This is a genomic window from Escherichia sp. HH091_1A, from assembly GCF_030295175.1.
GTDB classification, from domain to species: domain Bacteria; phylum Pseudomonadota; class Gammaproteobacteria; order Enterobacterales; family Enterobacteriaceae; genus Escherichia; species Escherichia coli_F.
Genome location: NZ_AP025747.1, coordinates 3787063 through 3811577, shown reverse-complemented (window position 1 = coordinate 3811577; position 24515 = coordinate 3787063). Strand labels below are relative to the sequence as shown.

Genomic DNA, 24515 nt, shown 5'->3' with positions numbered 1-24515 from the left:
CTCTCATAGACAGAGAAGTTACCAGCTTACTTTCGCCTCAAATCCACCTTGTTCCGCATTCCCAAACTCAACATTCATGCCATGCAGCTTGGCGATTCGCTGGACAATTGAAAGCCCAAGTCCACTGCCGGTAGCGGTTTGTCCGGGTGGGCGATAGAAGCGTTCGCCAATTCTCGCCAGTGCCTCTGGTGTCACACCGGGGCCGTTATCCCTCACGATGAAATTATCGGCATTCAGCGTGACGTCCACCACGCTACCTTGTGGACTGTAGCGCACGGCGTTATCCAGCAAATTTCGCACCAACAAACTTAGCAATAGCGGTTGTCCGGTGCGTTTGATGCCGTGGGCATTGAGTGTCAGTCGCACGTCAATTTTCGCTTGCTGCGCCGTGTGGTAAATATCCATCACCGACGATTGCAGGAGATCTTCAAGCGGGATCTCCGCGACGTCCTGAAGGTTATCCAGTGAGTCCAGCCGCGATAGCGTGAGCAGTTGATCAACCAGACGAGTAGCACGATCGATCCCGGAATGTAATTGGAGCAGCGCTTTTTTCCGCGCCTGCGGATCATCGTCAGAGAGCTGCGCAACTTCGGTTTGCACTTTCAGCGCCGTTAACGGGCTACGAAGTTCGTGAGCTGCGTCGGAGGTAAAGCGTCGTTCACGAACCATCATCGCATGTGTGCGGGCGAACAGTTGATTCAACGACTCAACCAGTGGACGCACTTCGCTGGGTACGCCCGTCGCGTTTAGTGGTTTTTCCGAGTCAGGGTCACGCATACGTAGTGCCAGCGCCAGTTTGTTCAGCGGCGCGAGTTCACGACCCAGTAGTACCATCATGATGATTAACATAATCGGCAGTGCGACAAGCCACGGGATCAATTGCCCGGCAACAATCGCCAGCGCCATGTCTTCACGGTATTCCCATTCCTGACCAACAACGATGCGATATTTGCCATCTGGTGAGGTCATCCAGACAAAACGCCAGGGATCTTTATCGCCCACCAGTTGCCCGTCAGCAAAACCTTCCCGTTGATAGCTATAAGGAATATCTTCTCCATTATCGCCATCGTTAAGGACCATTCTGCCGTCGTGGGTAAAGATGGCAAAGGTCAGCGCATCGTCATCAACATGACCGTGTTTTAATTTATTTGGCGTCTGTGCCATGCGATCCGCCGCGTTGATTTCGTTGAGATCGAGCGTACTTAACCGTTTGGCAAACAGCATCAGTTGGGTGTCGAACAACTCATCGACGTTATCCGTTGTTTGTTTCCAGGCGACAAAGCTGGAAAGCAGCCAGGTCACCGAGGCCAGAATTAAAAAGATTAGCGTCAGCCTGACTCGCAGACTAAGACGTTGGGTAAATTTCATTTCTCACCTAATGTGTAGCCAATACCATGCACGGTACGAATAAAATCACTACCGAGTTTGCGTCGCAGATGATGCACATGCACTTCAACGGCATTACTGGTGACCTCTTCGTCCCAGGTATACAGTTTCTCTTCAATAAGTTTGCGCGGCAGTACCCGACCAGCGTTACGCATCAGTAATTCCAGCAGGGCAAATTCTTTTGGTTTCAGCGTTAAGGGTTCGCCAGCCAGCGTGGCGATACGTTTGCCGGGGTCGAGCATGACGTTGCCGTGGCGCAGCTCGTTGCTGGCCTGGCCGTTGGTTCGGCGCATCAGAGCTTCCAGCCTGGCGGCGACTTCTATCAACGCAAAAGGTTTACACAGATAATCGTCAGCTCCCAGACGCAGCCCTTCTACACGTTCCGCCAGCGCATCGCGCGCAGTCAGGATTAATACCGGCTCACGCTGACCTTTTTCTCGCCATTCGCGCAAAATATCGCGACCATCCATGCCCGGTAAGGTTAAATCCAGGATCACCGCATCATAAGGTGCGCTATATAGCGCCTCTTTTCCCTGACGACCTTGTGTAAACCAGTCGACGCTAAAACCCATTTTACTAAGGCCCGTTTTGATGCCGTCGCCAATCAGCATGTCATCTTCTATCAGTAAAATTCGCATTTTTTCATCCCTGCGATAACCATATTTGCTGCCAGTAAACCGTGTTGTAACGCGCTCTGTACAGCACTAAATTTTATTTTTTTCCCTTAAGAAGTTGTTAAGGACTATCTTGTTAAATGCTCGAAAACAGACATTAAAGGGAGTAATAAACATGAAAAAATTCGCAGCAGTAATCGCAGTAATGGCCCTGTGCAGTGCACCGGTGATGGCAGCAGAGCAGGGCGGTTTTTCTGGTCCATCGGCAACACAAAGTCAGGCCGGAGGATTCCAGGGGCCGAATGGCAGCGTAACGACCGTAGAAAGCGCAAAATCCCTGCGTGATGACACTTGGGTCACCCTGCGCGGCAATATCGTTGAACGTATCTCTGACGATCTCTACGTGTTCAAAGATGCCAGCGGTACTATCAATGTTGATATCGACCACAAACGCTGGAACGGCGTGACGGTGACCCCGAAAGATACCGTTGAGATTCAGGGTGAAGTCGATAAAGACTGGAACTCTGTTGAAATTGACGTCAAACAGATCCGCAAAGTAAATCCGTAATTGTTAGCGCTCCCGGGACACGTTCCCGGGAATAATTTCGCAGGGAGGCAAAATGAAAAACCTGACACTGGATGTAAATATTATCGATTTCCCATCAATCCCTGTGGCGATGTTGCCACATCGCTGTAGCCCTGAATTGCTCAACTACAGCGTGGCGAAATTTATCATGTGGCGTAAAGAAACGGGGCTTTCTCCTGTTAACCAAAGCCAGACTTTTGGTGTCGCCTGGGATGACCCTGCCACCACCGTACCGGAAGCGTTTCGCTTTGATATCTGCGGCAGCGTTAACGAACCGATTCCCGATAATCGTTATGGCGTGAGTAATGGTGAACTTACCGGTGGACGTTATGCCGTGGCCCGCCACGTTGGCGAGCTGGACGATATTTCACATACGGTATGGGGCATCATTCGCCACTGGCTGCCTGCAAGCGGCGAGAAAATGCGTAAAGCACCGATTCTGTTTCACTACACCAATCTTGCCGAAGGGGTAACAGAGCAGCGACTGGAAACGGATGTTTATGTGCCGTTGGCGTGATGAAGAATCTTTACCGGAGTGTGAGTCAAATCACTCGCTATCAGTTTAAGTTAACGATGCCACAGGCGTAATGTTGTCCGCTCAGACTCTGACGGCACAGGATTTTGTCCTTCCACACAGAAACCGCCATTGGCGGTTTTCCGCTGCATAATCCTCAGGATTATGTCTACAGCAAAGAGTTGTATATAAAGGCACATTGGTGCCTTTATCGCCGTCGGAGCACGTCCGGCGGCGCTATTCACGCTGATCTCCTGTGACTCGACGCGGCAGATAATGTAGTATCTCCGGCAATATTGCCCCTTTGAAGGCTGGCGAATAAGTTGAGGAATCAGAATTAATGAGCGATATGGCAGAGCGCCTTGCGCTACATGAATTTACGGAAAACGCCTACTTAAATTACTCCATGTACGTAATCATGGACCGTGCGTTGCCGTTTATTGGTGATGGTCTGAAACCTGTTCAGCGCCGCATTGTGTATGCGATGTCTGAACTGGGACTAAATGCCAGCGCCAAATTTAAAAAATCGGCCCGTACCGTCGGTGACGTACTGGGTAAATACCATCCGCACGGTGATAGCGCCTGTTATGAAGCCATGGTCCTGATGGCACAGCCGTTCTCTTACCGTTATCCGCTGGTTGATGGTCAGGGGAACTGGGGCGCGCCGGACGATCCGAAATCGTTCGCAGCAATGCGTTACACCGAATCCCGGTTGTCGAAATATTCCGAGCTGCTATTGAGCGAGCTGGGGCAGGGGACGGCTGACTGGGTGCCAAACTTCGACGGCACTTTGCAGGAGCCGAAAATGCTGCCTGCCCGTCTGCCAAACATTTTGCTTAACGGCACCACCGGTATTGCAGTCGGTATGGCGACCGATATTCCACCGCATAACCTGCGTGAAGTGGCTCAGGCAGCAATCGCGTTAATCGACCAGCCGAAAACCACGCTCGACCAGCTGCTGGATATCGTGCAGGGGCCGGATTATCCGACTGAAGCGGAAATCATCACCTCGCGTGCCGAGATCCGTAAAATCTACGAAAATGGTCGCGGTTCTGTGCGTATGCGCGCGGTGTGGAAGAAAGAAGACGGTGCGGTGGTTATCAGCGCATTGCCGCATCAGGTTTCAGGTGCGCGTGTACTGGAGCAAATTGCTGCGCAAATGCGCAACAAAAAGCTGCCGATGGTTGACGATCTGCGCGATGAATCTGACCACGAGAATCCGACCCGTCTGGTGATTGTGCCGCGTTCCAACCGTGTGGATATGGATCAGGTGATGAACCACCTCTTCGCAACCACCGATCTGGAAAAGAGCTATCGTATTAACCTCAATATGATCGGTCTGGATGGGCGTCCGGCGGTGAAAAACCTGCTGGAAATCCTTTCCGAATGGCTGGTGTTCCGCCGCGATACCGTGCGCCGCCGACTGAACTATCGTCTGGAGAAAGTCCTCAAGCGCCTGCATATTCTGGAAGGTTTGCTGGTGGCGTTTCTCAATATCGACGAAGTGATTGAGATCATTCGCAATGAAGATGAACCGAAACCGGCGCTGATGTCGCGCTTTGGCCTCACGGAAACTCAGGCGGAAGCGATCCTCGAACTGAAACTGCGTCATCTCGCCAAACTGGAAGAGATGAAGATTCGCGGTGAGCAGAGTGAGCTGGAAAAAGAGCGCGACCAGTTGCAAGGCATTCTGGCGTCCGAGCGTAAAATGAATAACCTGCTGAAGAAAGAACTGCAGGCAGACGCGCAAGCTTATGGTGACGATCGTCGTTCGCCGTTGCAGGAACGCGAAGAAGCGAAAGCGATGAGCGAGCACGACATGTTGCCGTCTGAACCTGTCACCATTGTGCTGTCGCAGATGGGCTGGGTACGCAGCGCTAAAGGCCATGACATCGACGCGCCGGGCCTGAATTATAAAGCGGGTGATAGTTTCAAAGCAGCGGTGAAAGGTAAGAGCAACCAACCGGTAGTGTTTGTTGACTCCACCGGTCGTAGCTATGCTATCGACCCGATTACGCTGCCGTCGGCACGTGGTCAGGGCGAGCCGCTCACCGGCAAATTGACGTTGCCGCCTGGGGCGACCGTTGACCATATGCTGATGGAAAGCGACGATCAGAAACTGTTGATGGCTTCCGATGCGGGTTACGGTTTCGTCTGCACCTTTAACGATCTGGTGGCGCGTAACCGTGCAGGTAAGGCCTTAATCACTTTACCGGAAAATGCCCATGTTATGCCGCCTGTGGTGATTGAGGACGCTTCTGATATGCTGCTGGCAATCACTCAGGCAGGCCGTATGTTGATGTTCCCGGTAAGCGATCTGCCGCAGCTGTCGAAGGGCAAAGGCAACAAGATTATCAACATTCCATCGGCAGAAGCCGCGCGTGGAGAAGATGGTCTGGCGCAACTGTACGTTCTGCCGCCGCAAAGCACGCTGACCATTCATGTTGGGAAACGCAAAATTAAACTGCGTCCGGAAGAGCTACAGAAAGTCACTGGCGAACGTGGACGCCGCGGTACGTTGATGCGCGGTTTGCAGCGTATCGATCGTGTCGAGATCGACTCTCCTCGCCGCGCCAGCAGCGGCGATAGCGAAGAGTAGTATGCCGGGGAGGGTATTGCTTCCTCCCGCTTGCAAGGAACGCCGGATGAAACGTTAAGTCGTCATCCGGCAGCATATTCCACCCCCGGAAACGATAAAAATTCCCTTGAAACCGTTGTTTATTCATGCGTTGCGATTAACAATACGCTTTTCCAGAGAGCGGCTTTTAACAATGCCCTAACCTGATTTCAGGTGACGTACAATGCCAGTCTCTCAGACCTTCAGAGGGTGTTATGCTATATATCTTTCGTCTTATTATTACCGTGATTTACAGCATCTTAGTCTGTGTATTCGGCTCCATTTACTGCCTTTTCAGCCCGCGTAACCCGAAACATGTAGCCACCTTTGGGCATATGTTTGGTCGTCTTGCGCCGCTGTTCGGCCTGAAAGTTGAGTGTCGCAAACCTGCAGATGCTGAAAGCTACGGCAATGCTATTTATATTGCTAACCACCAGAACAACTATGACATGGTGACAGCATCGAACATCGTGCAACCGCCGACGGTGACGGTAGGTAAAAAGAGTTTGCTGTGGATCCCCTTCTTTGGTCAGTTGTACTGGCTAACCGGCAACTTATTGATCGACAGAAATAACCGCACTAAAGCTCACGGCACCATTGCAGAAGTAGTGAATCACTTCAAAAAACGCCGTATTTCCATCTGGATGTTCCCGGAAGGTACCCGCAGCCGTGGTCGCGGCCTGCTGCCGTTCAAGACCGGAGCATTTCACGCGGCAATTGCGGCAGGCGTCCCGATTATTCCCGTGTGCGTCTCTACAACTTCGAATAAGATTAATCTTAATCGGCTACACAACGGTCTGGTGATTGTCGAAATGCTGCCGCCAATTGACGTCAGTCAGTATGGCAAAGATCAGGTTCGCGAGTTGGCTGCCCATTGTCGTTCGATAATGGAACAAAAAATCGCTGAGCTCGATAAAGAAGTCGCAGAGCGCGAAGCCGCCGGAAAAGTTTAAGTCGGCAATCTGTATTTTTGCGGGGAACACTTTCCTGCACGGTATTACTTTAGCCAGTTTTACATGGAGCAAATATGTCACTCAGTCGGCGTCAGTTCATTCAGGCATCGGGGATTGCACTTTGTGCAGGCGCTGTTCCCCTGAAGGCCAGCGCAGCCGGGCAACAGCAACCGCTACCCGTTCCGCCGCTGCTTGAATCTCGCCGTGGGCAACCGCTGTTTATGACTGTACAACGTGCGCACTGGTCATTTACGCCAGGGACACGCGCATCGGTCTGGGGAATCAATGGTCGTTACCTGGGGCCGACTATCCGCGTCTGGAAGGGCGATGATGTTAAGCTGATCTACAGTAACCGCCTGACAGAAAATGTCTCAATGACGGTGTCTGGTTTACAGGTGCCTGGCCCGCTGATGGGCGGTCCGGCACGGATGATGTCGCCAAACGCTGACTGGGCACCCGTATTACCCATTCGCCAGAACGCAGCGACATTGTGGTATCACGCTAATACCCCCAATCGCACGGCTCAGCAGGTCTATAATGGCCTTGCCGGAATGTGGCTGGTGGAAGATGAAGTCAGCAAGTCGCTGCCTATCCCCAACCATTATGGTGTGGATGATTTTCCGGTCATTATCCAGGATAAACGGCTGGATAACTTTGGTACGCCAGAATACAACGAACCGGGAAGCGGCGGCTTTGTTGGAGATACGCTGCTGGTCAACGGTGTACAAAGCCCGTACGTTGAAGTCTCGCGTGGCTGGGTGCGCTTGCGTCTGTTGAACGCGTCGAACTCTCGTCGCTATCAACTACAGATGAGCGATGGTCGCCCGTTACATGTGATTTCTGGCGATCAGGGATTCTTGCCTGCTCCTGTATCGGTGAAGCAACTTTCGCTGGCACCGGGCGAGCGCCGCGAGATTCTGGTGGATATGAGCAACGGTGATGAAGTGTCGATCACCTGTGGCGAAGCGGCGAGCATTGTTGATCGTATTCGTGGCTTCTTTGAGCCATCCAGCATTCTGGTTTCTACGCTGGTGCTCACGTTGCGCCCGACCGGGCTACTGCCGCTGGTTACTGACAGCCTGCCGATGCGCCTGCTGCCAACTGAAATTATGGCCGGTTCGCCGATTCGCAGTCGCGATATCAGTCTGGGTGATGACCCGGGTATCAATGGGCAGCTGTGGGACGTCAACCGTATTGATGTCACCGCGCAGCAAGGAACGTGGGAACGCTGGACGGTACGCGCGGACGAGCCGCAAGCGTTCCATATTGAAGGCGTGATGTTCCAGATCCGTAACGTGAATGGCGCGATGCCGTTCCCGGAAGACAGAGGCTGGAAAGATACCGTTTGGGTTGACGGACAAGTGGAGCTGCTTGTTTATTTCGGTCAGCCTTCCTGGGCGCACTTCCCGTTCTACTTCAACAGTCAGACGCTGGAAATGGCGGACCGTGGCTCGATTGGGCAACTGTTGGTCAATCCGGTACCGTAATCGCCATATTCGCCCGAGAGGGCGAGTATGGAATACTTTTCGATTTCTCTTTCGTTCCGGCTTATAATCCCCGGCCTTTGATTATTTTTTTACCATTTCTGGAAGCAAAATGAGCTCTATCTCCCTGATCCAACCGGATCGCGACCTGTTCTCCTGGCCGCAGTACTGGGCCGCCTGTTTTGGACCGGCACCGTTTTTGCCGATGTCTCGTGAAGAGATGGATCAACTTGGCTGGGATAGCTGCGACATCATTTTGGTTACTGGCGACGCGTATGTCGATCACCCAAGCTTCGGGATGGCGATTTGCGGTCGTATGCTGGAAGCGCAGGGCTTCCGTGTCGGGATCATCGCCCAGCCAGACTGGAGCAGCAAAGACGACTTTATGCGTCTGGGTAAACCGAATCTGTTTTTCGGTGTTACTGCTGGCAACATGGACTCGATGATCAACCGCTATACTGCCGATCGCCGTTTACGTCATGACGATGCCTACACGCCGGATAACGTTGCGGGTAAGCGCCCGGATCGCGCCACACTGGTTTACACCCAACGTTGTAAAGAGGCGTGGAAAGATGTGCCGGTGATCCTCGGCGGTATTGAGGCTAGTTTGCGTCGTACCGCGCATTATGATTACTGGTCTGATACCGTGCGCCGTTCCGTGCTGGTGGATTCCAAAGCCGACATGCTGATGTTCGGTAACGGTGAGCGTCCGCTGGTGGAAGTGGCGCATCGTCTGGCGATGGGTGAGCCGATTAGTGAAATCCGCGATGTGCGTAATACTGCGATTATCGTAAAAGAGGCGTTGCCAGGCTGGAGCGGCGTGGATTCCACCCGTCTCGATACCCCAGGGAAAATCGACCCGATCCCGCATCCGTATGGCGAAGATCTGCCGTGCGCGGATAACAAACCTGTTGCGCCGAAAAAGCAGGAAGCGAAAGCCGTAACCGTGCAGCCGCCGCGCCCGAAACCGTGGGAAAAAACCTACGTATTGCTGCCTTCTTTCGAGAAAGTGAAGGGCGATAAAGTGCTGTACGCCCATGCTTCGCGCATTCTGCACCACGAAACCAACCCTGGCTGCGCCCGCGCATTGATGCAAAAACACGGCGACCGCTATGTGTGGATCAACCCGCCTGCTATCCCGCTTTCTACCGAAGAGATGGACAGCGTTTTTGCGCTGCCGTACAAGCGCGTGCCGCATCCGGCCTATGGCAATGCCCGTATTCCGGCTTACGAAATGATCCGTTTCTCGGTCAACATTATGCGTGGCTGCTTTGGCGGCTGCTCTTTCTGCTCTATTACCGAGCACGAAGGGCGCATTATTCAGAGCCGTTCGGAAGATTCGATCATTAATGAGATCGAAGCGATCCGCGACACCGTTCCAGGTTTTACGGGCGTAATTTCCGATCTCGGTGGGCCAACTGCCAACATGTATATGTTGCGCTGCAAATCGCCACGCGCTGAGCAAACCTGCCGTCGTTTGTCGTGCGTTTATCCGGATATTTGTCCGCACATGGACACTAACCACGAACCGACGATCAACCTCTATCGCCGTGCGCGTGATCTGAAAGGCATTAAAAAAATCCTCATCGCCTCAGGCGTACGTTATGACATCGCCGTGGAAGATCCGCGCTATATCAAAGAGTTGGCGACCCATCACGTCGGCGGTTATCTGAAGATTGCTCCGGAACATACCGAAGAAGGGCCGTTGTCGAAGATGATGAAGCCGGGCATGGGCAGCTATGACCGCTTTAAAGAGCTGTTCGATACTTACTCGAAACAGGCAGGTAAAGAGCAGTATCTGATCCCCTATTTCATCTCCGCGCACCCCGGTACGCGTGATGAAGATATGGTGAATCTGGCGCTGTGGCTGAAAAAGCATCGCTTCCGTCTCGATCAGGTACAGAACTTCTACCCGTCGCCGTTGGCTAACTCAACCACCATGTATTACACCGGGAAAAACCCGCTGGCGAAGATCGGTTATAAGAGTGAAGACGTCTTCGTGCCGAAGGGTGACAAGCAGCGTCGTTTGCATAAAGCGTTGCTGCGTTACCACGATCCGGCAAACTGGCCGTTAATCCGTCAGGCGCTGGAAGCGATGGGTAAAAAGCATCTGATTGGCAGCCGTCGTGATTGCTTAGTGCCTGCGCCAACCATTGAAGAGATGCGCGAAGCCCGCCGTCAGAACCGCAATACCCGTCCGGCGTTGACTAAACATACGCCGATGGCGACCCTGCGTCAGACACCTGCTACGGCAAAAAAAGCGTCGTCTACGCCATCTCGCCCGGTGAATGCTGGCGCGAAGAAACGCCCTAAAGCGGTGGCAGGTCGTTAAGTGAAATGTGCCCGGCAGCAATGATGCTGCCGGGAAATTTATAACCTTGGTTTATAAGGACTGTTACGAACGTCTAAGCGGTAATGCGCTCTTGCTGTTTCGTCTTTAACTTGCTGAATTTCCGGACGCAGGGCGTCAATATCCTGTTGCAGTTGATTAATTTTGTTATTCAATGCCTGAATATCATGTTCCAGGTGTTCAATTTTGGCATTGCTGGTACAGCCAGCAAGACACAGCGCCAGCGGAATGGATAAGATAAGTTTGTTCATTATGAATTCCAGAACCGTCATTCCGCATACATACGTAAGCAGCGCAGGCAATCGAAATAGTCCTGGGCGTCAAGGCGCGTATTGGCTCTGTTAGCTTCGGATTTTGCCGCATAGATTTGCGGGCGTAATGCTTTCATATCCTGCTCAAGTCGGGCAATTTTGGCATTTAACGTCTGTACGTTGCTCGCCAGCTGATTGACCTTTTGCTCATTGACGCAGCCGCTGAGCAAGCAGGTTGCCAGAACAACAGCCCCCACGGTGAAAATCGTTTTCATATAGTATTCCCTTTTATTTATTGTTCCGACTAATTGTTATTTAATTCAGCTATTGCTTTAATCTGGCGGCGGTTTTTGCCTCAATTTGCTTAAGTAGGCTGCCGCTGTTCGGGCGGATAAAATCAGCGATTTCCCACTTACCTTCGCGCCGCTGTAAAACCAGTTCTTGCTCTTCGTTGTTGCCATTGGTCAGCGTAAAACGAACATGAATGCGGGCGGAATCGGTGGTTTTCTCCAGGACACGGATTTCATCAACGCGTGAAAATAGCGACTCTTCGCCAAAACAGATCGGATTGTCGTAAATAAATTGCCGTTCTATTTGCATATCTTCATCGGGATTGTTGGCAGTCTTGAAGGTGGTTTTATAGAAGGCATTGACCGCCTGGCGGTAAGAGTCGGAAACCACCCACGTCCACGGCCAGCTATAATCAGCAATATGTTCAAAGAGTTCGGCAACAAAGGCTTCCGGCTGTTCTTTTTGCAACGAAGCTATAGCTACCAGCGTTTTTTCATTCTCGCTATTAACTGCTTGTAAGACGCTGCCATGATTGCTGACAATATCGTCAATGACCCAACGACCATTTTCCGCCACCATTTTCAGTGTCTGCGTGGTCTTTTCTTTATCGTCTTTAAAGATACGAAAGCGCACAACGGCATCGGCATGATCGGCGTCAGGTTGGGTTATCGCTACGCTTTCTAACACCAGATCGCCAAAATCCTGACAATCACAAACTGGATCATAATCCAGCCAGCCAATATTGCCCGGCAGCGTAAGATTGTCGTTCAGGGTAAGCGCCTGTTGAATACGCGCAGAAGTTATCGCTCGCTCTCCGGTTTCACCAAAATAAGGCGTACTGGCATCTGATTTATAGTTCTGATAAATCTGCCGGACTGTTTGTTCTACGGTCTGTGAAGGAGGCTGCGCGTGTACGGTAAAACTTGCCAGGGCTGCTAAAAACAGAAGTATTATTTTCATCTGTTTTTCACCTCTCCGTTGCGTTCATCCCGGATGTAAATGAGTTGTTCCTTTAAGAGCTTCCGGCTCTGCATGATGATGCCCTTATATTTGGCGTTCCTGAACAAGGAAGAGTAACAATGGGCGTGACGCGAGGGGAATAAATGATTTCTGAAAAGTCCGGTAGCGGAACATTACCGCCACCGGAAGAATTTGCGCGTTAGCCGCCGAACTGGTCGGGATCGGGGCCGAGGCGTTTGCCCTGGTCGAGTTTGGCAATTTCACCTAGCTCGTCTTTGTCGAGACGGAAATCCCAGACATCAAAGTTTTCGGCAATACGTGAAGGTGTGACCGATTTCGGGATCACCACCAGGCCGTTATCCAGATGCCAGCGGATAACAATCTGCGCCGGGGTTTTGCCGTATTTATCTGCCAGATCGCGAATGACTTTCTGATCGAAAACGCCTTTCCCTCCTTGCGCTAATGGGCTCCAGGATTCGGTCTGGATTTTGTGTGTCGCGTTCCAGGCGTGAAGCTGGCGTTGCTGCATCAGCGGGTGGAGTTCAATCTGGTTTATCACCGGCGTCACGCCAGTTTCATCAATCAGGCGTTGCAGGTGGTGGATCTGGAAGTTGCACACGCCGATGCTTTTGATTAAGCCCTCTTTTTGCAATTCGATCATGCCCTTCCATGCTTCGACATAATGGTCGATAGCAGGAACGGGCCAGTGCATTAAGTAAAGGTCGACATAATCAAGCTGGAGTTTTTTCAGGCTGTCGAGCAGGGCTTCGCGGGGGCTCTTGTGGTCGTCGTTCCACAGTTTAGTGGTGATGAACAGTTCTTCTCTGTTAACTGAGGCATTTTTCAGGGCTTTGCCGACACCTTCTTCGTTCTTATAGGCCGCGGCGGTATCAATCGAGCGATAACCCACGTCTAACGCTTTTTGAATGGCAGTGATTACTTCCTCATTACTTGCTTGCCAGACGCCCAGTCCCAACTGGGGCATGACATTGCCATCCTGTAGCTTAATAACGGTTGGATTAGCCATACGTTCCTCCTTTATATGAACTCACCGGAGCAGGCTCCGGTGAGGTGTTGTGAACTTAAGTCTGGACGAAATGCCCGAAAACGAAAGTTTGAGGCGTAAAAAGCTTAGCGGGCGGCTTCGTATATGCGGCGGCTGACATCCAGCGTAATGTCATGATTTTCGCCCAGTTGGGTCATACCGTGCTCTTCCAGTTTTTTCAACAAAGCCGGGATGGAGCTGCCGTCCAGACCGTAGTCGGAGAGGTGGGTCGGCACGCCTAATTGCTCAAAGAAATTGCGGGTTGCGGCAATCGCGGCGTCAATACGCTCATCGTCAGAACCTTCTGTGATGTTCCAGACGCGTTCAGCATATTGCAGCAGTTTAGCGCGTTTAGTGTCGCGTTTCTCATTCCACAGTGCAGGCAGGACGATAGCCAGCGTTTGCGCGTGATCCAGACCGTGCATCGCAGTCAGTTCGTGGCCCAGCATATGCGTTGCCCAATCCTGGGGTACACCTGCGCCAATTAAACCGTTCAGCGCCTGAGTCGCCGCCCACATAACGTTGGCGCGTACATCGTAGTTTTCTGGCTCTTTCAGGGCTTTCGGACCATCTTCGATCAGCGTCAGCAAAATGCCTTCTGCGAAACGGTCCTGAATTTTGGCATCAACCGGTTTGGTAACATACTGTTCCACGGTGTGCACAAAGGCATCCACTACACCGTTAGCCACCTGACGCGGCGGCAGAGTGTAGGTATAAACCGGATCGAGCACGGCAAATACCGGCTGAACATGGGCAGAATGGAACGCCTGCTTGTCGCCTGTAGTTTTACGGGAGATGACCGCACCTGCGTTGGATTCTGAACCGGTCGCTGGCAGCGTCAGCACACAGCCCATCGGGATAGCGCTTTTAATCTCTTTACCGCCCGTTTGCAGAATGTGCCACGGATCGATATTTTCTGGATAGTTAGCCGCCGCAGCGATAAATTTGGTGCCGTCCAGTACAGAACCGCCGCCAACCGCCAGCAGGAAGGTTACTTTCTGTTCGCGAACCAGTTTCACGGCGTTCATCAGCGTTTCATAAGCCGGGTTTGGCTCAATACCGCCAAATTCCAGCACGTCCATGCCTTTCAGGGCATCCAGAACTTGATCGAGAACGCCGGTTTTTTTCACGCTGCCGCCGCCGTAGGTAATCAATACGCGAGCATCGTGAGGAATTTGTTCGCGTAAACCAGCGATTGCGCCTTTACCAAAAAGAATGCGGGTTGGGGTGTGCAGATTAAAGTTGTTCATTACTTGCTCCCTTTGCTGGGTCAATATGAGGGCAGAGATCGGTCTGCCTGATGTTTTTCATTGTGGTCGCCAGCGCCGTACCTCTCAATGCTCATTTCTGCCAATGTCTTGCCTATTTCTCCAGAGTGCTGGAGAAATGCGACAAAATTGCGCACAATCAAATTGCCGCATTATTCCTAAGAAATTACGCGATATGAAACGTGAAGAGATTTGCCGCTTGCTGGCGGGTAAAGTTAATAAACTGAAAAATAAAGAAAATAGTTTGTCAGAGCTATTGCCCGATGTGCGTTTGTTGTATGGCGAGACGCCTTTCGCACGTACGCCGGTAATGTACGAGCCTGGCATCATAATTCTCTTTTCCGGGCATAAAATCGGTTATATCAATGAACGCGTGTTTCGTTATGATGCCAATGAATATCTGCTGCTGACGGTGCCGTTGCCGTTTGAGTGCGAAACTTATGCCACGTCAGAGGTACCGCTGGCAGGGTTGCGTCTCAATGTCGATGTTTTGCAGTTACAAGAGCTGTTGATGGACATTGGCGAAGATGAGCATTTTCGGCCGTCGATGGCAGCCAGCGGGATTAACTCTGCCACGTTATCAGAAGAGATTTTATGCGCGGCGGAGCGGTTACTCGACGTGATGGAGCGACCGCTGGATGCGCGTATTCTCGGCAAACAGATCATTCGCGAAATTCTTTACTACGTGCTGACCGGACCTTGCGGCGGCGCGTTACTGGCGCTGGTGAGTCGCCAGACTCACTTCAGCCTGATTAGTCGAGTGCTGAAACGAATTGAGAATAAATACACCGAAAACCTGAGCGTCGAGCAACTGGCGGCAGAAGCCAACATGAGCGTATCGGCGTTCCACCATAATTTTAAGTCTGTCACTAGCACCTCGCCGTTGCAGTATTTGAAGAATTACCGTCTGCATAAGGCGCGGATGATGATTATCCACGACGGCATGAAGGCCAGTGCAGCAGCGATGCGCGTCGGCTACGAAAGCGCGTCGCAATTTAGCCGTGAGTTTAAACGTTACTTTGGTGTGACACCGGGGGAGGATGCGGCAAGAATGCGGGCGATGCAGGGGAGTTAAATGCGTTCCCGGTACCGCAACCGGGAACGGGGGAAATTGTCAGGCGTTACAGTATTTCTTTTTAATCACCACAAACAGCGTGCCTAACAAGCCTGCAGTTAACAAGGCAATCGGCAGGATCATCAGGAATGTCATTACCTGATCTTCATGCCGTTTAACGAACGGAATCATGCTTAAGGCATAGCCGAAACTAGTTACTACGCTGACCCACAGCAATCCGCTTAGCCAGTTGAAAAACTGGAAGCGGCGGTTTGGCAGACCGGAAATACCCGCCATGGTTGGCAACAGCGTACGGACAAATGCGAGAAAACGTCCAGCCAGCAGCGCCAGCAGACCGTGACGGTCAAACATACAGGTAGCACGCTGGTGATATTTGGCAGGAAGCTGTGCCAGCCAGCCTTTCACCGTTTTAGTATTCCCTAACCAGCGCCCCTGAATATAACTTAACCAGCAGCCCAAACTTGCTGCGGCGGTCAGAATCGCAATCGTTGGCAGAAAATCCATAACCCCCTGAGCAATCAATGCGCCTGCCAGTATCAACAAGCTGTCGCCTGGCAAAAATGAGGCGGGCAGCAGGCCGTTTTCTAAAAACAGCGTGGCAAACATGACAAAGTAAACAACGCTAACAATATGAGGATCCGCCAGCGCGGCAAAGTCGTGTTGCCAGAGCGCAGCGATGATATCTTGAATAACAGCCATGGACTTTCCTGTGGAACAGCGTTTAAGCCTTTATCTGCCTATTGTACTCCTGAATCACCCGGGACGCCTTGATCCCGGACGCAACAATTTAAGACTTTTCACAATTAAATGTCTGCAAATTTGTCCAAACTGGCAACATTACACAATTCGCGCAAAACCGGCGTCCAGATCGGCAATCAAATCATCGACATCTTCCAGACCAATATGCAGGCGAATCAAGGTCCCGCTAAAATCGATCTCGCCTTGCGGGCGAATGGCGGCGATATGTTCTGGTTGATTTGCCAGGATCAACGATTCATACCCGCCCCACGAGTAGGCCATGCTGAATAAACTGAAGTTATCCAGATAGTTCGCCAGCTCTTCATCATTGAGTTTTTTCTTAAGCACAAAGGAAAATAGCCCGCTGCTACCTGTAAAGTCTCGTTGCCAGAATTCGTGACCTTTACTGCCAGGCAGAGCAGGGTGGTTAACTCGCGCTACTTGCGGATGTTCCGCCAGCCATTCAGCTACTTTCAGGCTACTTTCGTGATGTTGACGCAGGCGAACACCCAAAGTGCGCAGGCCACGACTGGTTATATAGGCGGTATCGGCATCGACCATCTGCCCCATCAGATAGGCATTCTCCCGTAGCTGCTCCCAGCAACGGGCATTGCATACGGCAGTACCAATCATCGCATCTGAATGCCCAACCAGATATTTGGTAGCGGCCTGAATGGAAACATCAATGCCAAAATCCAGCGCCTTAAACAGCACGCCGGCCGCCCAGGTGTTATCGATCATAATGATGGCATCTGGCACTACACTGCGCACGGCGGCAACAATCGCCGGAACGTCGTGGACTTCCATGGTGATGGAGCCCGGCGATTCCAGAAATACAATTTTAGTGTTTGGCTGCAGATGTTTAACAATATTCGCGCCAATCAGCGGATCAAACCACGATGTCGTTACGCCCAGTTTGCTGAGGATTTTGCTACAGAAATCCTGACTCGGTTCATAGGCGGTGTTGGTCATCAACACATGATCGCCCTGTTCGACAAAAGCAAGAATGGAATTAGCAACCGCTGCTGCTCCGCAGGGGAACAGCACGCAGCCTGCGCCACCTTCCAGTTCGCACATCGCTTCTTGTAAGGAGAAATGGGTTAACGTTCCGCGCCGTCCATAAAACAACTCGCCATTGGCGCGATTGCGCGTCGCGTGTTTTTTGGCTTCCACACTGTCAAAGACCAGCGAAGAAGCGCGCTGAATCACGCTATTTACCGCGCCGAGAGTGTATTTTTTGCTGCGTCCTGCGTTGACCAGTTGAGTATCAAGCTTTTTGTCCGCCATCTCGGGATTCCTGTTTTTATACGTCTGGATGTCTAAACTAGCATGAATATTCGCGGGCGCATCCTGAAGAATTAGCATAAAGCAGAAAATTTTCGCAAATGGCGTGCTGGTGACTTTTTTACTGCGTAAACGCAAGGAAAAGAAAACAAAGGTACGGCAGTATGCAAATAGTAATGAGAACGACTATCAATTCGACGTCGTTTTGATATTATTATGCGCAGATTTTGTGATTTGCGTCCTGGAGATACACAGTGGGTAATAATTTAATGCAGACGGATCTTTCCGTCTGGGGTATGTATCAGCACGCCGATATTGTCGTTAAGTGCGTGATGATTGGGCTTATTTTGGCCTCCGTAGTCACCTGGGCAATCTTCTTCAGTAAGAGCGTTGAGTTCTTCAATCAGAAGCGTCGCCTGAAACGCGAACAGCAACTGCTGGCCCAAGCGCGTTCCTTGAACCAGGCCAACGATATCGCCGCTGATTTTGGTAGCAAAAGCTTAAGCCTGCATTTGCTCAATGAAGCGCAGGATGAGCTGGAACTGTCAGAAGGCAGCGACGATAACGAAGGTATTAAAGAACGTACCAGCTTCCGTCTGGAGCGTCGGGTCGCCGCCGTGGGGCGTCAAATGGGCCGCGGTAACGGCTACCTTGCAACCATCGGCGCGATTTCGCCGTTTGTGGGCCTCTTTGGTACGGTCTGGGGCATCATGAACAGCTTTATCGGTATTGCGCAAACGCAGACCACTAATCTGGCTGTCGTTGCGCCGGGTATCGCAGAAGCTCTGTTAGCAACGGCAATCGGCCTCGTGGCAGCGATTCCGGCGGTCGTTATCTATAACGTATTTGCACGTCAGATTGGCGGCTTTAAAGCGATGCTGGGTGATGTCGCAGCGCAGGTATTATTGCTGCAAAGTCGTGACCTGGATCTGGAAGCCAGCGCCGCTGCGCATCCGGTTCGTGTCGCCCAAAAATTACGCGCAGGATAATGTTCGATGGCAATGCATCTTAACGAAAACCTCGACGATAACGGCGAAATGCATGATATCAACGTGACGCCGTTTATCGACGTGATGTTGGTTCTGCTGATTATCTTTATGGTGGCAGCGCCGTTAGCGACGGTAGATGTGAAGGTGAACTTGCCTGCTTCTACCAGCACGCCGCAGCCTCGTCCGGAAAAACCGGTTTATCTGTCGGTGACGGCGGACAACTCGATGTTTATCGGTAACGATCCGGTCACCGATGAAACAATGGTTACAGCGCTGAATGCGTTAACCGAAGGTAAGAAAGATACCACTATCTTCTTCCGTGCGGATAAAACTGTCGATTACGAGACGTTGATGAAGGTAATGGATATGCTGCACCAGGCGGGTTATCTAAAGATAGGTCTGGTTGGCGAAGAAACTGCCAAAGCGAAGTAAAGACAATTGCCTGATGCGCTACGCTTATCAGGCCTACAAAATATATTGCAACATATTGAATTTGCATGAATTTGTAGGCCGAATAAGGCGTTCACGCCGCATCCGGCATTCGGTGCTCAATGCCTGATGCGCTACGCTTATCAGGCCTACAAAGTCTATCGCAACATATTGAATTTGCATGACATGTAGGCCGGAGAAGGCGTTTAGACCGCATCCGGCAAGAGTTAAATGCATAATGATGCCCGGTTGCTTTTCGCAACCGGGCATTTTTTTAGCCTAAATGTTCGCCGCCGCACACGCCGTGTACTTCTGCGGTGACATAGCTCGACTCCTGACTCGCCAGATAAACATACACTGGGGCCAGCTCCGCCGGTTGCCCTGCACGTTTCATTGGTGTTTGCTGACCAAACTGCGGGATCTTATCCTGCGTTTGTCCACCGGAAATTTGCAGTGCTGTCCAGATAGGGCCTGGTGCGACAATGTTCACTCGAATGCCTTTTTCTGCGACCTGTTTTGCCAGGCCACGGCTGTAGTTCAGAATCGCCGCCTTCGTAGCCGCATAGTCCAGCAAATGTGGGCTTGGCTGGTACGCCTGGATTGACGAAGTGGTGATGATACTGGCACTTTTCGGTAGCAGGGGGATCGCTTCCTGGGTTAGCCAGAACAGCGCGAAAACGTTAATGGCAAAGGTCTTTTGAAACTGTTCGCTGGTGAGGTCTGCAATATCAGGAATGGCAACCTGTTTCCCGGCGACCAGCGCCATAATATCCAGCCCGCCTAACGCCTTGTGCGCTTCGTGAACCAGCGAACGTGCGAATTTCTCATCGCTTAAATCGCCTGGCAGCAGGACGGCTTTGCGTCCGCATTCTTCAATGATCTTTTTCACATCCTGAGCGTCTTCTTCTTCCACAGGAAGATAACTGATCGCCACGTCAGCGCCTTCACGCGCGTAAGCAATGGCGGCAGCGCGACCGATTCCGGAATCGCCCCCTGTCACCAGTGCTTTACGATCTTTCAGGCGACCGCTACCAACATAGGTTTTCTCGCCGCAATCCGGCACTGGTGTCATCTTCGCCTGGATGCCTGGCGTCGGTTGTTTCTGTTTGGGATATTCACCAGTGTAATACTGCGTGGTCGGGTCTTTTAAATGAGACATCGCTTTTCTCCCTTCAGGTTCAACGTCCTTTAAGAGTAGACGCTCTCGATGCGTTGATAAGGGAACCAGGAAAATCCCTAAACCTCAGAATTATGCGACAAAGGTTTAACGGATATGTTTATTTGCTGTTGCGTGCTGTTTACTCAATTGCGATATACTGTTGCCCGTTTTAACTACACGACAGGAATGTATGGAACGTTTTCTTGAAAATGCAATGTATGCTTCTCGCTGGCTGCTTGCCCCCGTGTACTTTGGCCTTTCGCTGGCGTTGATTGCCCTGGCGCTGAAGTTCTTCCAGGAGATTATTCACGTACTGCCGAATATCTTCTCGATGGCGGAATCAGATTTGATCCTCGTGTTGCTGTCGCTGGTGGATATGACGCTGGTTGGCGGTTTGCTGGTGATGGTGATGTTTTCCGGTTATGAGAATTTCGTCTCGCAGTTGGATATCTCCGAGAACAAAGAGAAGCTGAACTGGCTGGGGAAAATGGACGCAACGTCGCTGAAAAACAAAGTAGCAGCGTCGATTGTGGCAATTTCTTCCATTCACTTACTGCGCGTCTTTATGGATGCGAAAAATGTCCCTGATAACAAACTGATGTGGTACGTCATTATCCATCTGACGTTTGTGCTCTCTGCATTTGTGATGGGCTATCTTGACCGACTGACTCGTCATAATCACTGATCTGATTCGGGCGCGGTTCTCGCGCCCGTTATTAACAGGTCATTTATCGGAAGACGCCTGCCACAGATTCAGCTCGCCATCGGCGATATGCTGATCAATCTGCGCCAGCTCCTCGGTGCTAAATGTCAGATTATTCAGCGCCTGCACGTTCTCCTCAAGTTGCTCCGCGCGGCTGGCACCAATCAATACCGACGTCACTCGCTCATCTTTCAGCAACCAGCTTAACGCCATTTGCGCCATTGATTGTCCACGCTGCTGTGCCATTTCATTCAATAACCGCAGGCTGTTGAGGTTGGCTTCGGTGAGCATTTTCGGCGTCAGACCACGAACTTTATTCCCTTCACGATGCATCCGTGAATCTTGCGGAATACCGTTGAGATATTTTCCGGTCAGCAATCCCTGAGCCAGAGGAGTAAAGGCAATGCAGCCCACGCCGTTATGTTGCAGGGTATCCAGCAGGCCGCTTTTATCCACCCAGCGGTTCAGCAAATTGTACGAAGGTTGATGAATTAACAGCGGAATTTTCCACTCGCGCAGCAACTCGACCATTTTTTGCGTCCGCTCTGGCGAGTAAGAGGAGATCCCGACATAAAGCGCCTTACCGCTTTGTACCGCATGAGCCAGCGCAGAGGCGGTTTCTTCCATCGGCGTATTTTCATCGACGCGATGAGAGTAAAAGATATCGACATACTCAAGCCCCATCCGCTTCAGGCTTTGGTCGAGGCTGGCGAGCAGGTATTTACGTGAGCCGCCAGAGCCGTACGGGCCGGGCCACATATCGTATCCGGCTTTGGTAGAGATAATCAGTTCATCGCGATAAGCGGCAAAATCCTCCCGCAGCAGGCGCCCAAAGTTCTCTTCTGCGCTTCCTGGAGGCGGCCCGTAATTGTTGGCTAAATCAAAGTGCGTAATGCCCAAATCAAACGCTTTGCGCAGGATCGCACGCTGTGATTCCAGTGCGTTAACGTGACCGAAATTGTGCCATAAACCGAGCGATAACGCGGGCAGGCGTAAACCGCTTTTTCCGCAATAGCGGTATTGCATCTGCCCGTAACGTTCGGGATTCGCTAACCAGACCATGACCTCTCCTTTCCACCATTCAATTTCGAAACAATGTTTCCAGTTTAGCGATTTACCAGGGGGGATCCCGTAGCATCGCTCACAGTGTGACGAAAAATTGGGCAAAAACACGTGGTTATGCTTTGCTTAAAAAAACACCAATTGAGGAGTGCAATGATGCCGCGTCTGACCGCTAAAGATTTCCCACAAGAGTTGCTGGATTACTACGACTATTACTCTCACGGGAAAATTTCGAAACGTGAGTTCCTCAACCTTGCGGCGAAGTATGCGGTGGGCGGGATGACGGCATTAGCGTTGTTTGATTTGCTCAAGCCAAATTATGCGCTGGCGACTCAGGTAGAGTTTACCGACCCGGAAATTGTTGCTGAGTACATCACGTATTCTTCGCCAAATGGTCACGGCGAGGTACGGGGTTATCTGGTGAAGCCCGCAAAGATGAGCGGCAAAACGCCAGCCGTGGTGGTGGCGCATGAGAATCGTGGACTGAATCCGTATATCGAAGATGTGGCACGGCGAGTAGCGAAGGCGGGGTATATCGCCCTGGCACCTGACGGCTTAAGTTCCGTTGGAGGTTATCCGGGTAATGATGATAAAGGTCGTGAGCTGCAACAGCAGGTTGATCCAACCAAACTGATGAATGATTTCTTTGCCGCAATTGAGTTTATGCAACGCTATCCGCAAGCGACAGGCAAAGTGGGTATTACCGGATTTTGCTATGGCGGTGGTGTATCGAACACGGCGGCTGTCGCGTATCCGGAACTGGCCTGCGCGGTGCCGTTTTATGGTCGTCAGGCACCCACTGCCGATGTGGCGAAGATTGAAGCGCCTTTACTGCTCCACTACGCGGAACTGGATACCCGAATCAACGAGGGCTGGCCCGCTTACGAGGCGGCGTTGAAAGCCAATAATAAGGTCTATGAGGCGTATATCTATCCGGGGGTTAATCACGGATTCCATAATGATTCCACGCCCCGTTATGGCAAATCTGCCGCCGATCTTGCCTGGCAAAGGACGCTGAAATGGTTCGATAAATATCTCTCCTGATAGGTTTATCTCTTACGGGATTACGTCTTAAACAAGCATGAAAAAATAGCGTGCGCCAAAGTCGTTCTTTGCCTAAAATATCGCTATATATGACAATATATAGCGAATGGGGTGAACGATGAATAACCATTTTGGTAAAGGCTTAATGGCGGGATTAAAAGCAACGCATGCCGACAGTGCGGTTAATGTGACAAAATACTGTGCCGATTATAAACGCGGTTTTGTATTAGGCTACTCACACCGGATGTACGAAAAGACCGGAGATCGCCAGCTTAGCGCCTGGGAAGCGGGGATTCTGACGCGCCGCTATGGACTGGATAAAGAGATGGTAATGGATTTCTTTCGTGAGAATAATTCCTGTTCTACGTTGCGCTTTTTTATGGCCGGTTATCGCCTCGAAAATTGATCAAACATACGTATTATCTTGCTTTAATTAATTACACTAATGCTTATTCCCTTCGTTTTAGTGCCCCGCCGCAGTATCATGATATCTATAACCATAATAAATGTGTGGTAAATGGCGCATCGATCGCATTATTGATTTTGCGATTGAGGCAAAATATATGCCAGGTCTTCGCAACGGAATAACTATAAATGACTGGAGATAACACCCTCATCCATTCTCACGGCATTAACCGTCGTGATTTCATGAAGCTTTGTGCAGCATTAGCCGCCACCATGGGGTTAAGTAGCAAAGCCGCTGCAGAAATGGCCGAATCGGTTACTAACCCGCAGCGTCCGCCAGTTATCTGGATTGGCGCGCAGGAGTGCACCGGTTGTACGGAATCTCTGCTTCGTGCAACGCATCCAACGGTAGAAAACCTCGTGCTGGAGACGATCTCTCTGGAGTATCACGAAGTGCTTTCCGCCGCCTTCGGTCATCAGGTCGAAGAGAACAAACATAACGCTCTCGAGAAGTACAAAGGGCAGTATGTGTTAGTGGTGGATGGTTCCATCCCATTAAAAGATAATGGTATTTATTGCATGGTTGCCGGTGAGCCGATTGTGGATCACATCCGCAAAGCGGCGGAAGGCGCAGCAGCCATTATCGCTATCGGTTCCTGCTCTGCGTGGGGCGGTGTTGCCGCAGCTGGAGTTAACCCAACTGGCGCTGTCAGCCTGCAAGAAGTTCTGCCGGGCAAAACCGTTATCAACATTCCGGGCTGCCCACCGAACCCGCACAACTTCCTCGCGACCGTTGCGCACATCATCACTTACGGCAAACCGCCGAAACTGGATGACAAAAACCGTCCGACTTTCGCCTATGGCCGTCTGATTCACGAACACTGCGAACGCCGCCCGCACTTCGATGCTGGTCGTTTTGCCAAAGAGTTCGGTGATGAAGGCCACCGCGAAGGCTGGTGCCTGTACCACCTCGGCTGTAAAGGGCCAGAAACTTACGGCAACTGCTCAACGCTGCAATTCTGCGATGTTGGTGGTGTGTGGCCGGTGGCGATTGGTCACCCGTGCTATGGCTGTAACGAAGAAGGTATCGGCTTCCATAAAGGCATCCATCAGCTTGCCAACGTCGAAAACCAGACTCCGCGTTCGCAGAAACCGGATGTTAACGCTAAAGAGGGCGGCAACGTCTCTGCGGGCGCTATCGGTTTGCTCGGCGGTGTGGTTGGGCTGGTTGCCGGTGTCAGCGTGATGGCGGTGCGTGAACTGGGTCGTCAGCAAAAGAAAGATAACGCTGACTCACGGGGAGAATAA

Annotated in this window: 24 protein-coding genes and 1 pseudogene; 14 read left to right on the top strand and 11 right to left on the bottom strand. The window is 51.5% G+C overall.

Annotation, left to right across the window (positions count from 1 at the left end):
- Positions 1-18 precede the first annotated feature (18 nt).
- Positions 19-1368, bottom strand: a complete 1350-nt coding sequence (qseC, locus tag QUF14_RS19140) for a quorum sensing histidine kinase QseC (protein ID WP_000673345.1) — start codon at positions 1366-1368, stop codon at positions 19-21.
- Complete coding sequence (qseB, locus tag QUF14_RS19135) at positions 1365-2024, bottom strand: quorum sensing response regulator transcription factor QseB (RefSeq protein ID WP_001221493.1); 660 nt, start codon at positions 2022-2024, stop codon at positions 1365-1367. The genes qseC and qseB overlap by 4 nt, the downstream gene beginning before the upstream one ends.
- 151 nt (positions 2025-2175) lie before the next feature.
- Here qseB and ygiW point away from each other — a divergent pair, with 151 nt between their 5' ends.
- The 7 genes and pseudogenes from ygiW to QUF14_RS19105 all read left to right on the top strand — a co-directional run bounded on the left by ygiW (position 2176) and on the right by QUF14_RS19105 (position 10486).
- The gene (ygiW, locus tag QUF14_RS19130) at positions 2176-2568 is read left to right on the top strand and encodes an OB fold stress tolerance protein YgiW (protein ID WP_000712658.1); all 393 of its coding nucleotides are present in this window, start codon (positions 2176-2178) and stop codon (positions 2566-2568) included.
- A gap of 52 nt (positions 2569-2620) precedes the next feature.
- Positions 2621-3103, top strand: a complete 483-nt coding sequence (locus QUF14_RS19125) for an AraC family transcriptional regulator (RefSeq protein ID WP_000793821.1) — start codon at positions 2621-2623, stop codon at positions 3101-3103.
- A 128-nt stretch (positions 3104-3231) separates the two neighbouring features.
- Positions 3232-3300 (top strand): annotated as a pseudogene (locus QUF14_RS29085) (hypothetical protein); the annotation flags it as partial.
- Between the two features lie 140 nt (positions 3301-3440).
- The gene (gene parC, locus QUF14_RS19120; protein WP_001281881.1) at positions 3441-5699 is read left to right on the top strand and encodes a DNA topoisomerase IV subunit A; all 2259 of its coding nucleotides are present in this window, start codon (positions 3441-3443) and stop codon (positions 5697-5699) included.
- 233 nt (positions 5700-5932) lie between these two features.
- Complete coding sequence (gene plsC, locus QUF14_RS19115) at positions 5933-6670, top strand: 1-acylglycerol-3-phosphate O-acyltransferase (RefSeq protein ID WP_000965712.1); 738 nt, start codon at positions 5933-5935, stop codon at positions 6668-6670.
- A gap of 74 nt (positions 6671-6744) precedes the next feature.
- Positions 6745-8157 carry a cell division protein FtsP gene (gene ftsP / locus QUF14_RS19110; RefSeq protein ID WP_000059405.1) on the top strand — a complete coding sequence of 471 codons (1413 nt, stop codon included), beginning with the start codon at positions 6745-6747 and terminating at the stop codon, positions 8155-8157.
- Between the two features lie 109 nt (positions 8158-8266).
- On the top strand, positions 8267-10486 hold the full coding sequence (locus QUF14_RS19105; RefSeq protein WP_000095176.1) for a YgiQ family radical SAM protein: 2220 nt from the start codon (positions 8267-8269) through the stop codon (positions 10484-10486).
- Positions 10487-10524: 38 nt separating this feature from the next.
- On the opposite strand, the gene QUF14_RS19100 is transcribed toward QUF14_RS19105, so the two are convergent.
- From QUF14_RS19100 to yqhD, 5 genes are all read right to left on the bottom strand, one after another.
- A complete protein-coding gene (locus QUF14_RS19100) occupies positions 10525-10755 on the bottom strand; it encodes an LPP leucine zipper domain-containing protein (RefSeq protein WP_001037461.1) in 231 nt (76 codons plus the stop codon).
- A gap of 17 nt (positions 10756-10772) precedes the next feature.
- Positions 10773-11030 (bottom strand): lipoprotein YqhH, encoded by a 258-nt coding sequence (gene yqhH / locus QUF14_RS19095; RefSeq protein ID WP_000848528.1) that lies wholly within the window; start codon positions 11028-11030, stop codon positions 10773-10775.
- A gap of 49 nt (positions 11031-11079) precedes the next feature.
- The gene (locus QUF14_RS19090; protein ID WP_000691637.1) at positions 11080-12006 is read right to left on the bottom strand and encodes a YqhG/Tai3 family protein; all 927 of its coding nucleotides are present in this window, start codon (positions 12004-12006) and stop codon (positions 11080-11082) included.
- 199 nt (positions 12007-12205) lie between these two features.
- Complete coding sequence (gene dkgA / locus QUF14_RS19085) at positions 12206-13033, bottom strand: 2,5-didehydrogluconate reductase DkgA (protein WP_000013132.1); 828 nt, start codon at positions 13031-13033, stop codon at positions 12206-12208.
- A 104-nt stretch (positions 13034-13137) separates the two neighbouring features.
- A complete protein-coding gene (gene yqhD / locus QUF14_RS19080) occupies positions 13138-14301 on the bottom strand; it encodes an alcohol dehydrogenase (RefSeq protein WP_001058802.1) in 1164 nt (387 codons plus the stop codon).
- A 193-nt stretch (positions 14302-14494) separates the two neighbouring features.
- Between yqhD and yqhC the strand changes: the two genes are divergently transcribed.
- On the top strand, positions 14495-15394 hold the full coding sequence (yqhC, locus tag QUF14_RS19075; RefSeq protein ID WP_001332907.1) for a DNA-binding transcriptional regulator YqhC: 900 nt from the start codon (positions 14495-14497) through the stop codon (positions 15392-15394).
- A gap of 39 nt (positions 15395-15433) precedes the next feature.
- On the opposite strand, the gene yghB is transcribed toward yqhC, so the two are convergent.
- Both yghB and metC read right to left on the bottom strand, forming a co-directional pair.
- The gene (yghB, locus tag QUF14_RS19070) at positions 15434-16093 is read right to left on the bottom strand and encodes a DedA family general envelope maintenance protein YghB (RefSeq protein WP_000268419.1); all 660 of its coding nucleotides are present in this window, start codon (positions 16091-16093) and stop codon (positions 15434-15436) included.
- Between the two features lie 138 nt (positions 16094-16231).
- Complete coding sequence (metC, locus tag QUF14_RS19065; RefSeq protein WP_001354971.1) at positions 16232-17419, bottom strand: cystathionine beta-lyase; 1188 nt, start codon at positions 17417-17419, stop codon at positions 16232-16234.
- A gap of 251 nt (positions 17420-17670) precedes the next feature.
- On the opposite strand from metC, the gene exbB reads away from it, so the two are divergent.
- Positions 17671-18405: a tol-pal system-associated acyl-CoA thioesterase gene (exbB, locus tag QUF14_RS19060; protein ID WP_000527851.1), complete on the top strand. Its 735-nt coding sequence runs from the start codon at positions 17671-17673 to the stop codon at positions 18403-18405.
- Positions 18406-18411: 6 nt separating this feature from the next.
- Complete coding sequence (exbD, locus tag QUF14_RS19055) at positions 18412-18837, top strand: TonB system transport protein ExbD (protein WP_001240716.1); 426 nt, start codon at positions 18412-18414, stop codon at positions 18835-18837.
- A 271-nt stretch (positions 18838-19108) separates the two neighbouring features.
- Here the strand turns inward: exbD and yghA are convergent, their stop codons facing one another.
- On the bottom strand, positions 19109-19993 hold the full coding sequence (yghA, locus tag QUF14_RS19050) for an NADP(+)-dependent aldehyde reductase (RefSeq protein ID WP_100733761.1): 885 nt from the start codon (positions 19991-19993) through the stop codon (positions 19109-19111).
- A 190-nt stretch (positions 19994-20183) separates the two neighbouring features.
- Between yghA and QUF14_RS19045 the strand changes: the two genes are divergently transcribed.
- A complete protein-coding gene (locus tag QUF14_RS19045) occupies positions 20184-20678 on the top strand; it encodes a TIGR00645 family protein (RefSeq protein WP_001332910.1) in 495 nt (164 codons plus the stop codon).
- Positions 20679-20717: 39 nt separating this feature from the next.
- Here QUF14_RS19045 and gpr read toward each other — a convergent pair whose 3' ends face one another.
- Entirely contained in the window at positions 20718-21758 is a 1041-nt protein-coding gene (gpr, locus tag QUF14_RS19040; protein WP_000262163.1) for an L-glyceraldehyde 3-phosphate reductase, read from the bottom strand.
- A gap of 156 nt (positions 21759-21914) precedes the next feature.
- On the opposite strand from gpr, the gene yghX reads away from it, so the two are divergent.
- The 3 genes from yghX (at position 21915) to hybO (ending at position 24515) form a co-directional block, all read left to right on the top strand.
- On the top strand, positions 21915-22802 hold the full coding sequence (yghX, locus tag QUF14_RS19035; protein WP_024212052.1) for a YghX family hydrolase: 888 nt from the start codon (positions 21915-21917) through the stop codon (positions 22800-22802).
- 118 nt (positions 22803-22920) lie between these two features.
- Positions 22921-23208, top strand: a complete 288-nt coding sequence (gene yghW, locus QUF14_RS19030; RefSeq protein ID WP_001059139.1) for a DUF2623 family protein YghW — start codon at positions 22921-22923, stop codon at positions 23206-23208.
- A gap of 188 nt (positions 23209-23396) precedes the next feature.
- Positions 23397-24515, top strand: coding sequence for a hydrogenase 2 small subunit (gene hybO, locus QUF14_RS19025; protein ID WP_000145410.1), 1119 nt, complete (start codon positions 23397-23399; stop codon positions 24513-24515).